The organism is Muribaculum sp. NM65_B17, assembly GCF_004793735.1.
Taxonomy (GTDB): domain Bacteria; phylum Bacteroidota; class Bacteroidia; order Bacteroidales; family Muribaculaceae; genus Muribaculum; species Muribaculum gordoncarteri.
Window position 1 is genome coordinate 21,447 of the sequence record NZ_SRYY01000015.1, and the last position, 11,596, is coordinate 33,042.

Below are 11,596 nucleotides of genomic sequence, written 5' to 3' on the forward strand. Positions count from 1 at the left end.
CGTATTATGATTGAATTGGATTTTTTGTGCTCGTCCGAGGCCATTATGCCTCTTGTCGGGCAGGTTGACGAATATATATTCATTGTGCGGCGCGGCGTGACGGTGCATCCGTCGGCCAATGCGCTGCATCGTATGCGTCAGGTGGCGCGAATGACCGGAGCATCGGTTGTCTACTCTGACTACTACGAGCGGCGCGACGGGCTGTTGTCGCTGCATAGGCTCATCGACTGCAGCCGTGGCGGAGTGCTTCGTGACGATTTTGATTTCGGGCATCTGATGCTCGTTGACTCTCGTGCGCTTGAAAGCGCGTTGGCCTCGGTGCAGCGTCACTATGACTATGCTGCGTTCTATGCTCTGCGGCTTGCCCTGTCGCGTCAGGGTAAAGTGATGCATTGCCCCGAGTTGCTCTACACCTCTGAGGGTGTTGCCGGCGGCAGTTCGCAGTTTGACTATGTCGATCCGCGCAATCGAGCCGTGCAGGTAGAGATGGAGCAGGCCTGTACCGAGCATCTCAAGGCCGTTGGCGCATGGCTTGCCCCCGAGTTCCGCAAGGTCGACCTCTCCGGAAGTTGGCCTGTTGAAGCATCGGTGGTTATCCCCGTGCGCAATCGTGTCAGCACCGTGGCCGATGCCGTAAAGAGTGCTTTGTCGCAGGAGGCGCGGTTCCGTTTCAATGTTATAGTTGTCGACAATCACTCCACCGATGGAACTACCGAGGTTGTAGCGTCGATTGCGGCTGCCGACGACCGCGTGATTCACATCGTCCCCGAATCGGACACTCTCGGTATTGGCGGATGCTGGAACCGTGCTTTGACCGACAGCCGATGCGGCAAGTTTGCCGTGCAGCTCGACAGCGATGATGTTTACAGCGACACTTCGGTTTTGACGCGCATCGTCGACGAGTTTTATCGCAGCAACTGCGCTATGGTGGTGGGCAGTTACATGTTGACCGATTTCGACAAGAATCCTATACCGCCCGGCGTTATCGACCATCGTGAATGGACCGATGCTAACGGGCGCAACAATGCCTTGCGTGTCAATGGGCTTGGAGCGCCTCGCGCGTTCTTCACTCCGGTTGTGCGTGACATCCTGTTCCCCGACACCTGTTACGGCGAGGACTATGCGATGGGACTTGCCGTGTCACGCGAATACCGCATAGGACGCATTTACGATGTGCTCTATCTGTGCCGCAGGTGGGAAGGAAATTCCGATGCCTCATTGTCGCTCGACCGCTTGAACGCCAACAACCTCTATAAGGACACCCTGAGATCGTGGGAGCTTGAGGCGCGCATTAACCTTAACCGTGACCGACATGAAGCGTGACGCTATTGACCGGCTGGTCGAGGATCAGCTGCGTGACTGGGAAGAGGTGAGGTTGCGCACCATGTCGCTGCGCGATGTGAAGGTCAAGGATGTGACGGTCGACGGTGTTCCGTGGAGGGCTCAATTCAATCCTGCACGTGTCGTAAGCACCGGTGCCAAGGTCGACAAGGCATCCATTGCCGCGCGTCCCTGCTTCCTGTGCCGAGACAACCGTCCACAGTGTCAGCATGTACATCAATGGGGCAACTATGAAATTCTGGTCAATCCGTTCCCTATATTTCCAGGGCATCTCACTATTGCCTCGTGTCGTCATGAGCCGCAATCGGTCAATGGGCATGTAGGCGATATGTTGAGGCTCGCCTGTGAACTTGAAGGCTACACGGTGTTCTACAACGGGCCGCAATGCGGTGCGTCGGCTCCCGATCATCTTCACTTTCAGGCTGTTCCGTCGGAGTATATGCCGCTTGACAGGCGTTATCCGTTCAAGCGTCACTACTTCATTGATTCGCAGGAGCGTGTAGGCGAAGCGTTGTCTGAGTTGCTCGACTCTTTGTCGGCCTACGGTGACGAGCCCATGGTCAACATAGCCCTGCGTGCTGTCGACTCCTCGACAATCGAGGCGGTTGTAGTGCCGAGGCGTGCGCATCGTCCGCAGTGTTACGACACTGTCAAGGTGAGCCCCGGTGCCGTTGATGTGTTCGGTACTCTGATTACCGTTTCCGAGGCCGATTTTGATGCTGTCGACTCATCGTTGGCGGCTTCTGTATTCAACGATGTCGCCTTTGTGTCACATGAACTGTCGGTCAATGTCGGCATCATGTCGGCACCCGAAATACAATACGAGTTGCACGGCTCTTTTGAGTCCGATGCCGAAGGGGCTGAGTTTCGTCCGCTTTCCTCCGACTCCTATTTCACGCTAAAGGATGTCACGATAGGTGTTGACTTCCATTGGCAGCGCAAGGAGAATCAGTCATTCCTTGGCAAGCTTAAATTGAAAAAGTCGGGCGATCTTACTTTGGCCTTGAACATTGTGCCTGTCGAGGACTATCTCACGAGCGTTATCTCGTCGGAGATGAGTGCCGATGCGTCGCTTGAATTACTGAAGGCCCATGCCGTTATATCCCGCAGCTGGGTTCTGGCCCAGATTTGTCACAAGGCATCGGCTTCAGGTCATGTCGACATGCTCGACACCCCCGAGGAGCGTGTAAAGTGGTATGATCACGACGATCATGTCGACTTTGATGTGTGTGCCGACGACCATTGCCAGCGTTACCAGGGCATAACAAGGGCGAGCCGCGCCAAAGTACGCAGTGCCATTCTGTCGACTTGGGGCGAAGTGTTAATGTACGGCGACGAGCTTTGCGATGCCCGCTTCTCCAAGTGTTGCGGAGGCGCGTTTGAGGAGTTCCAGTACTGCTGGGAGCCACGGCGGCATGACTATCTCGTGGCCGCGCGTGACGCTGTTGATGGTGCCCCGTTGCCCGACCTGACAGTCGAGGCCAATGCCCGTGAGTGGATTCTCGGTCGTCCCGATGCTTTTTGCGCCGATGTCGACGATTCGATTCTTGCCCAGGTGCTCAACAACTACGACCGTGAAACTGTCAACTTCTACCGCTGGACAGTCGATTACGATGTCGATGAGCTGTCGGCGATTGTGCGAGAACGGTCGGGAATCGATTTCGGTGAGATACGTGACCTCGTTCCGCTTGCACGCGGCACATCGGGACGCATCTATCGGTTGAAGATTGTAGGCTCCAAGCGTACTATGATTGTCGGCAAGGAGCTCGAAATAAGGAAGTGGCTGTCGCGCAGTCACCTCTACAGCTCGGCTTTCGTAGTTGAGCGCACCCTGCATGGATTCCGTCTTCATGGCGCAGGATGGGGGCATGGAGTGGGGTTATGTCAGATAGGGGCCGCCGTGATGGGTGAGCGTGGCTTCAATTATCGTCAAATTTTGTCACATTACTTCAAAGATGCTGAAATCAGGTCAATCTATTAATTGGGCGGCCAAGTGGCCGTGGATGTGGATATCCACACTCTATTTTGCTCAGGCGTTGCCCTATGTGGCTGTGATGACACTCTCGGTCATCATGTATAAGCGCATGGGGATAAGCAACACCGATATAGCCCTTTACACCTCATGGCTCTATCTGCCGTGGGTCATAAAACCTTTTTGGAGCCCTCTTGTCGACCTTATACGTACCAAGCGGTGGTGGACGGTGACGATGGAGCTTTTTATTGGCATCGGGTTGGGTGCTCTTGCATTCACTTTGCCGTTGTCGTACTTCTTTCAGGCTACATTGGCTGTGTTCTGGGTCGTGGCGTTCATGAGCGCTACCCACGACATTGCCGCCGACGGATTCTATATGCTCGCACTCACCGAGCATCAGCAGTCGTTTTACGTGGGAATACGCAGCACTTTCTACCGCATTGCAACCATCGTAGGGCAGGGACTGCTCGTTATGCTTGCCGGAGTCATTGAGGAGCGCACGGGCGACATTCCGCTTGCGTGGATGGCCGTCATGCTTGCGTTGTCGCTTTTCTTCCTGGTTGTAAGCCTCTACCACGGCGTTATATTGCCTCGGCCGATAATCGACCGTCCTGCTCCGGGCGTTACGGCACGCAATATCATACGTGAGTTTCTGGCTACATTTGCATCGTTCTTCAAGAAGAAGCAGGCATGGGTGGCTATCGCATTTATGTTGCTCTACCGACTTCCCGAGGCGCAGCTTGTCAAGCTCATCAATCCGTTTCTGCTCGATTCACGCGAGGCGGGAGGTCTTGGCCTCTCCACTTCGGAGGTAGGATTTGTCTACGGCACCGTAGGCATTATAGGGCTTACACTCGGAGGCATCATCGGCGGCTTCGTGGCAGCCCACGGTGGCCTCAAGAAGTGGATTTGGCCTATGGCGTGGAGCATTTCGCTCACATGCGGCACATTCTGTTATCTGGCCATCGTACAACCCTCCGATATGCTCTCGATCAATGCCTGTGTCTTCATCGAGCAGTTCGGTTACGGATTCGGCTTCACGGCCTATATGCTCTATCTCATCTACTTCAGTGAAGGCCCGTTCCGCACGGCCCACTATGCGATATGCACCGGTTTCATGGCTCTCGGCATGATGCTCCCCGGCATGGCTGCCGGATGGCTTCAGGAAACGATGGGTTATGTCAACTTCTTCTGGTGGGTGATGGGATGCTGCATCGTCACGATAGCGGTTACCGCCTTTATAAAGGTCCCCGCCTCCTTCGGCCGCAAATAACCCCGATGGGGAGTACGTGCTTGCATAATTCCGGCATTTTGTTAACTTTGTTAAATCCTCATTTGCTCAGTCATCTTGCTATGTGATGCTGCATTTGATTAATTAATAGTTTTATTCTTTGGAATTATGAAATACAACTACATTTCATCATTGATTGTGTACGTGATGCTGTCGTGCGTTACATTTAACCTGAATGCGCAATTTCAACCGCAGCGACATCCCTATGTGGAGTATCTGATAACGCTCGACCGTCATGACCGCACTTATAAAGTGGGCGAGAAACCCCAAATAAAGATTGAGGCTTATCAAGCAGGCATTCCGTTGGACGGTGTAACGGTGAAGTACTGCACCGGAAAAGAGATGCTTCTTCCGACGATGAGCGATTCGACTCTATTTGTCAATGGTGTCGCCACAATCGACATGGGTACCATGACCGAGCCGGGATTCCGTGAGTGCAATCTATCTTTTTCCGTAGCGGGACAAAAGTTTGACGATGTAGTGAAAGCGGCGTTCGAGCCCGACAGAATAAAGTCATTCACCAAGATGCCCAAGGATTTCAAAAAGTTCTGGGATAATGAGATAGAAGAGGCCCGAAAAGTGGATCTTGACCCTCGGCTCACCTATATAAAGAAGCACTCTACCGATGAAGTCAGCGTGTATCTTATTCGATTGACCGTAGGTGAGGGCGGACGTTATTTTTATGGGTACCTTTCAATGCCTAATGACGGAAAGAAGCATCCGGCAATGTTCTGTCCTCCCGGTGCCGGTCCCTATAAAAGATGGCCGCAACCCGACTTTGCCAAAAAGGGTGTTATAGTTCTTAATGTCGACATACACGGACTGAGCCCTGAGTCTTCGCAGGACCTTATCGATTCTGCGTCGCCTCAAATATGGGGCTACTGGGAACGTGGATTGACATCGCGTGACTCTTGCTATTTCAGGCAGGTATATGCCGGATGTGTGCGTTGTGTCGATTATCTTGCTTCACTGCCTGAATGGGACGGTGAAACTATTGTGACCATGGACGGCAGCCAGGGTGGGGCGTTATCCATCATCACGGCCGCACTTCATGACAAAGTGAAATATGTAAGCGCCGATTATCCTGCACTTTGTGACTTGACGGGATTTGCTAATGGTCGAGCCGGAGGATGGCCCAAATACTTCATGGACTCTAAGTTTGCCGAATCCGATGTGCCCTCGGTGCTTTCAACGTTGCCCTACTACGATGTAGTCAACTTTGCCCGTATCCTCAATGTGCCGCTATACTGTGATTATGGCTACAATGACGACACCTGTTCGCCTACATCCATCAACAGTATGCTCAACGAAGTGAAATCACCGAAAACCGTATCGGTTACCTACACCAACGCCCACTTCAACTATCCTGAAAACAACCGCAAAGCCTCACAATGGGTTCTCGAGCAGCTCTTCGGTCCCCAATAACCATCTCCCTCGCCACTGCCCCTCCGCATTTACCCCTCGCCATTCTCTCCCGACAGCTTCTCTAATCTCATAACTATCGAGGTTTGACTTCGTCCCATTTTAGTAGCGATATATGGTATGCTCTTACCTTCTTTATGAAGCATTAACAAATATTTGTCGGCGCTTTGGGTCCAACGTTTATTGGCATTGGGGTGTTTGGAGTGGTCATTGGTGGAAATTTGGTCAGGATGAAGGAATTCATCAACAAATACTGATGGCGAACGACGGTCGTAGAGTACGAATGTCTTTGTTTTTGCACGAGTTATGGCCACATAAAATAATCTCCGTTCTTCCCCAAACGGGAATTGATCGCCGGTTGTCAATACGTAATTAAGTACCGGATCATCGTTGATTAGCGATGGGAAGCCATAGATGTCTTTATTGCATTGGAGCAGAATTACATAATCGGCTTCAAGCCCTTTGGATTTATGTACGGTCAAGAACTCAATTTCCCGGTTGTTAATGTGATAGAAAAATTTAGTCCCCCTTTTTGATGAGCGATAAGTAAATGAAAGATAATAATCATCAAAAGAATATCGGCCCAATAAAATAATCGATTTATTGGAAGGTATTTTTGCAATTATCTGTCCTATTAGATTACAATAGTCTTTATCGCTGTATGAATAAAATTCCAAATCGGTTCTTGTCTGAGTATTAAATGGTCGAATACGTTTGGCTATTTGACTGTTGTTACGTTGTATGAATTGCGAAGAAAGTGACACTAAAGGTTCGCCAAATCGATATGTGGTTTCAATCCTGGCAATTTCCGTTTCTCCAAAATAGTTGGGAAATTGATTGAATAGTGCCATATCACTTCCCGAGAAGCGATATATTGATTGCCAATCATCACCTACACAATAGAGCTTAGCAGGTGGATTTCCGTCACGTAATGCCTTTAAGAAGTTATATCGGTCAATCGATATGTCTTGAAATTCATCGACAATTATGTAATCATATTTTGCTGGATGGGAATAACGATAAATATCTGTAGCTTTTAGTATAATGTCGGTAAAATCGAGTTGATTATTCTCTTTTAATGTCCTTACGTATTTCTCATAAACAGGAATAAAGATATTCCGGATTATGAATTCACTTCTTTCATCGTTAGCTCTGACGGCTTTATTCAATATGTCATATATTGATTGGCAACTTGATTTTGTCAGTGTTATGAATGTTGCCACAAGTCTGATTAATGCTTTCTCCTGCTTGCTATTTTTGGGTAAAATGGATTCGTAGAGCTCTCCATCCGACATTTCATATATAGGTACACCGGCATTTCTCAACAAATTTTTAAGGTTTGATTTTATATCTGAATAACTGAAATCGGCACTTGATGTAGTTAGTAGTGTTGTGCCAAATTTATTATGTGCTGCCTTTTTCCATGTAATGCCGTCATTATATTTTTGATTGGCCTCTTCGTATGTTATGTTATTGTCCTTAGCAAACCACATTGGGACGAATCCGTGTTCATCAATGCCGAAATGTTCCAGATAGATGCGTTTTGTTACGCCATCCTTGTTGTAGTAGATGGAGAAATCCGGCTTATATTGTGAATGGAACTCATTAGCTAACGGATATTCGTATGGTTCTTCATATCTGAATCTCACGCCGAGGGAAGATAATACAAAACAGATTTTTTGTTCTTGTTTACTTTTTACATATATGGTTCTCCCGTCCATATCGGGAAATAATGCTTTCAAACGCTGACTCTTTTGCTCTGAAAGTTGTTCTCTTCTTTCGGCTTTTTCTATCTCAAAATCGTATTGTGGTGATTCATGGTCAAGTAACAGTTCGACAATATGCTTTTTGTAGGAAGATTGCTGTGACAACTCATGATAAATCGTTGCGAATAGGGCATCGGTGTTATCGCATATTGATGGCTTTTCTCCTGTTTCATGAGCTATAATGTCGGTAGCAAGTTTGTGGAATGTATATCCTTTTATCCCTATAGTTGACATTCGTTCAGTCAATTCGGTTGCCTCTTTGTTAGTGTAGCTTATTAGGCATATTCTTTCGGGTGAAGCACCTTTTATAGTCGTTAAATATTTGACTTTGCCGATTATTGATGAAGTTTTACCGCTTCCGGCACTGCTGATAACTAAACAATTGTAACCATCGGATAAGATAGAGCGCCTTTGCTGTTCATCAAGTGGATATTGTAAACAATTGTCGAAAAATTCTTTATTTAGATCTAGCAGATTTTTAGTTATCCTTTCGTTGTGCTGCTCTACAAATTGATGAATGTAGTTGAAATCGGATGCAAATTTTGCAATAATATCCGATGGCTCGATATGAAATGTTTCGAGCCACTTCAGGAGAGAGCATATTTTATTAAAAATCGGAGTATAGTGCTCTGTAAAATTAATTTCTTCCGAATGGTATATTGTATGGCCTTTAAAAATGTTATTGATCTCAGTTTCAATATCTATGAATTGTAATCCCGGATTATGTATGCAGTGTTCTGCGCTATTATAAGGTGTGATGTATTTCAGTTCTTCTGATAAGTTATCTATTTTTATTTTAAACAGCAATCTTATCGCTGCTATACTCAAAGTGGATATAGCAGCGATAATTAATAATAAAATAGCTAATGAATGCATACTATCTAAATTATAGATCGTCCATTGCCTGTGCCTTCACCGCATCGGTGTTTATTTTATCGAAATACTTGATAAGGACAAAGCAGTCTGATTGTTGACTCCAAATTGACAATTGGATATCTCCTTTGGGGGTTCTGAAAGTAGTGTCCCATGTACATTCTTTATATTTAAGCTTGTGAAATTTTTCAAAATCTCTATCAGGCTGGAGAGCGCCGTGAAACATTTCAACGCATTCCGAAGGTTCTCCGTATTTTTCAGTAAGCATTGACTTAAGGCTGACATAGGTTGATTCTAAAGATGACCAATCTTTTTGTGGAGGAAACATTACCGCGATAGTATTTACTTTATTCGATGATTTAAGAGTGTAAACACCAATGGTACACCCTTTATGGCCTGCAAAATCCCCTTGAAGAACTGCTATTCCGTCGTGTGTGCCGATATATGTAAATCTTGCTTGTTTCATCTTGTCCACAAATTCATTAAGAGTTCCGTCTATTGGCACTCCTTTAAATGTCATGTGTTCGGAATTATTTTGTGCTAATGCTATTGCAGATGTTACAAATGCAAGAATAAGAAAAGAGAAAAACTTTTTCATGATTAAAATTTTTAGAGATGTTGTTTAATGATTTTATTTATTTTTTGATGGGGAATATTGCCCGATTACCTTCTTCCAATGACCACTGCACTTGCCATAGCCTGCCGTCTACTTGGTCAAGAAGAATGAAATTGTATATGTTTTGAGTAGGGTATAGATTAAAACGACCGTTTATGCCTGTGACATTGGTTATGAGCGGTTTCGGATTTAGGTCGTATTCTGTTCGGTTGCTATCGTCATTTACACTGTATTGTACTTGCCAAAGTTGTCCAGTTTGAGTGTCAACCTTAATGAATGTCCAAATGTTTTGAGTGGGATACAGTTTATAACGTGCAATATCCCGAATTTGCATAGTTTGTTCATGAGTTGTTGATTTCTCTTCTGGTTTGGAGCAACCTATGGTTATTATAGGTAGCAACAGCAGAAATAGGTATACTTTCTTTTGCATCTCTATATCTTATTTTTGCCCTTCAGCTGCCACAAGGACATTTATTAATCACGAAGCGTGGAACTGCAATGCTACCACATCTAAGTTGGAGGTCGTAGGAAAACCTTTAGTACGGATATGATAATAGCAGCCCACGCTATAGCGTGAGAACCACTATGCTTTCTCTCGTACTAAGTTTGAAATTTCCTACGTTTCCAACTTACAAGATGAGCATAACGCTTCTTTTTTATTCAAAAATAAGGAGATAGGGTTTCCCCGATGTCCCCGTATGCAAAAATAATAAATTTATGACAAAAGATAAGCAAGCCGTACAAGTTATTATTGAGCGGCCGGGGGAATTGCGGGAAAATTGCGGGGTTAGCGGAGGAGGGAGGTGCGGACGCGCTTGCCTTTGAGCTTTTCAGAGGCGATGCGCGACAGTAGTGCGGCGGCTTCGTCAGCAGGTACTGCGGCAAGCGCGCTGTGATCCTTGACGATTATGCGGCCTATCGACTCGGGCTTCATGCCTCCCTGCTTGATGAGGAATCCGGCTATGTCGCCGCGCGATATTTTCTCCTTTTTGCCTGCGTTGAAGTATATTGTGGCTGTCGAAGTCTTTATGGGGTCGGTCGAGGAGCCTGTAGGCGAATAGCTGCGATCGAATGTGATGTATTCGGGCAGATTATCGGCTTCGGAAGTGATGACATATACTGTGCCCGATGCGTCGACACGCGCCGTGCGTCCGTTGCGGTGAGTCCACGTTTCCTCGGTAAGCGGCAGGTGGTAGTGTATTATCGAGTGTACCGAGTCGATGTCGAGGCCGCGTGCGCCGAGGTCGGTCGACACGAGTATCGGTGTCGTGCCGTTGTTGAGCAGGTCGATAGCCTTCTCGCGGTCGGGCTGGTCGAGAGCGCCGTGATACAGCCCCACGGGCAGTCCGGCTTTCTTCAGGTGGTCGAATACTCTCACGGCGCTTTCACGGTGGTTTACAAAGATGATGACTTTGCCGTTGTTGAGCGACTTAAGTAGGTCGATGAGAGTGTCGATTTTGTCGCGTGCCGGGCTCTCTACATCAACGATGGCGGTGCGTTCTCTCGGTTTTTGACCCTGTTCCAGGAAGTCGATAACTTCAGGCGACGACATCTTCAAGAAGTCGGGCATGTCGACAAGCCGGGTAGCCGATGTGAGGATGATGCGCGACAGATTGGGCATCGTGCGTATAACCTTGCGCATCTCGTCGTGGAATCCCAGTTCAAGTGATTTGTCATACTCGTCGAGCACAAGCACTTTCGTCGTGTAGAGGTCGACATGCTTGCGGTTGATGTGGTCGAGCAGTCGACCCGGAGTCGCTACGATTATGTCGGGAGCCGGGGTAAGCGAGTTTTTCTCATCGGCCATGGGGTGACCACCATAGAGTGCCACCGTCTTGTAGCCTGTGGCTATTTCTCGCACTACCCGGTAAATCTGCATCACCAGCTCTCGCGACGGAGCAATTACCACGGCCTTTACCTCGCCCGACGGCTTGCCGAGCGCTCGCAGCATTGCTATCGTGAATGCAATCGTTTTGCCCGACCCTGTGGGCGACAGCAGCAGGGTGTTGGCCGATGTTGATTCCATCACGCGCTTTTGCATGGGATTGAGTTCGGCTATGCCGAGTCGTGATGCGATGTTGTCGAGTATGAGCGATAGTTTCATTTCGGTTATGATGTTTTTTCGTTACAAAGTTAAGCATTAGGCGGCAAATCTGAAATATTTGCTCACATGCTCATATTATATAACAACACACATAGGTTGATAAATGTTAAATAGTGGCAATCTGACATCGCAGTGAACTATTTTTACCAAAAAATACAATATTGTCCTAAATAATTTTTGAGTGCTACTCAACGTGCAGAGGCATCAGCCT

General features: G+C 47.6%; 8 protein-coding genes. 4 read left to right on the forward strand and 4 right to left on the reverse strand.

The window, feature by feature from the left end; translation table 11 throughout:
• Positions 1-6 precede the first annotated feature (6 nt).
• From E5354_RS13275 to E5354_RS13290, 4 genes are all read left to right on the forward strand, one after another.
• A complete protein-coding gene (locus tag E5354_RS13275) occupies positions 7-1,323 on the forward strand; it encodes a glycosyltransferase family 2 protein (RefSeq protein ID WP_135947763.1) in 1,317 nt (438 codons plus the stop codon).
• Positions 1,313-3,322 carry a DUF4922 domain-containing protein gene (locus tag E5354_RS13280; RefSeq protein WP_135947764.1) on the forward strand — a complete coding sequence of 670 codons (2,010 nt, stop codon included), beginning with the start codon at positions 1,313-1,315 and terminating at the stop codon, positions 3,320-3,322. The genes E5354_RS13275 and E5354_RS13280 overlap by 11 nt, the downstream gene beginning before the upstream one ends.
• Positions 3,297-4,586 (forward strand): MFS transporter, encoded by a 1,290-nt coding sequence (locus tag E5354_RS13285; protein ID WP_135947765.1) that lies wholly within the window; start codon positions 3,297-3,299, stop codon positions 4,584-4,586. Before E5354_RS13280 ends, E5354_RS13285 begins: the two co-directional genes overlap by 26 nt.
• 126 nt (positions 4,587-4,712) lie before the next feature.
• Positions 4,713-6,029 carry an acetylxylan esterase gene (locus E5354_RS13290; RefSeq protein WP_135947766.1) on the forward strand — a complete coding sequence of 439 codons (1,317 nt, stop codon included), beginning with the start codon at positions 4,713-4,715 and terminating at the stop codon, positions 6,027-6,029.
• Positions 6,030-6,058: 29 nt separating this feature from the next.
• Here E5354_RS13290 and E5354_RS13295 read toward each other — a convergent pair whose 3' ends face one another.
• From E5354_RS13295 to E5354_RS13310, 4 genes are all read right to left on the reverse strand, one after another.
• Positions 6,059-8,668 (reverse strand): UvrD-helicase domain-containing protein, encoded by a 2,610-nt coding sequence (locus tag E5354_RS13295; protein WP_135947767.1) that lies wholly within the window; start codon positions 8,666-8,668, stop codon positions 6,059-6,061.
• A gap of 10 nt (positions 8,669-8,678) precedes the next feature.
• Positions 8,679-9,263: a hypothetical protein gene (locus tag E5354_RS13300; protein ID WP_135947768.1), complete on the reverse strand. Its 585-nt coding sequence runs from the start codon at positions 9,261-9,263 to the stop codon at positions 8,679-8,681.
• 37 nt (positions 9,264-9,300) lie between these two features.
• Entirely contained in the window at positions 9,301-9,711 is a 411-nt protein-coding gene (locus tag E5354_RS13305; RefSeq protein WP_246863820.1) for a hypothetical protein, read from the reverse strand.
• Positions 9,712-10,068: 357 nt separating this feature from the next.
• Positions 10,069-11,385 carry a DEAD/DEAH box helicase gene (locus E5354_RS13310; RefSeq protein ID WP_135947769.1) on the reverse strand — a complete coding sequence of 439 codons (1,317 nt, stop codon included), beginning with the start codon at positions 11,383-11,385 and terminating at the stop codon, positions 10,069-10,071.
• Between the last annotated feature and the right edge of the window lie 211 nt (positions 11,386-11,596).

Coding starts and splice junctions, on each gene's coding strand:
- E5354_RS13295 (WP_135947767.1), bottom strand. CDS start 8,668: ATGCATTCATTAGCTATTTTATTATTAATTATCGCTGCTATATCCACT.
- E5354_RS13305 (WP_246863820.1), bottom strand. CDS start 9,711: ATGCAAAAGAAAGTATACCTATTTCTGCTGTTGCTACCTATAATAACC.
- E5354_RS13285 (WP_135947765.1), top strand. CDS start 3,297: ATGCTGAAATCAGGTCAATCTATTAATTGGGCGGCCAAGTGGCCGTGG.
- E5354_RS13300 (WP_135947768.1), bottom strand. CDS start 9,263: ATGAAAAAGTTTTTCTCTTTTCTTATTCTTGCATTTGTAACATCTGCA.
- E5354_RS13275 (WP_135947763.1), top strand. CDS start 7: ATGATTGAATTGGATTTTTTGTGCTCGTCCGAGGCCATTATGCCTCTT.
- E5354_RS13310 (WP_135947769.1), bottom strand. CDS start 11,385: ATGAAACTATCGCTCATACTCGACAACATCGCATCACGACTCGGCATA.
- E5354_RS13290 (WP_135947766.1), top strand. CDS start 4,713: ATGAAATACAACTACATTTCATCATTGATTGTGTACGTGATGCTGTCG.
- E5354_RS13280 (WP_135947764.1), top strand. CDS start 1,313: ATGAAGCGTGACGCTATTGACCGGCTGGTCGAGGATCAGCTGCGTGAC.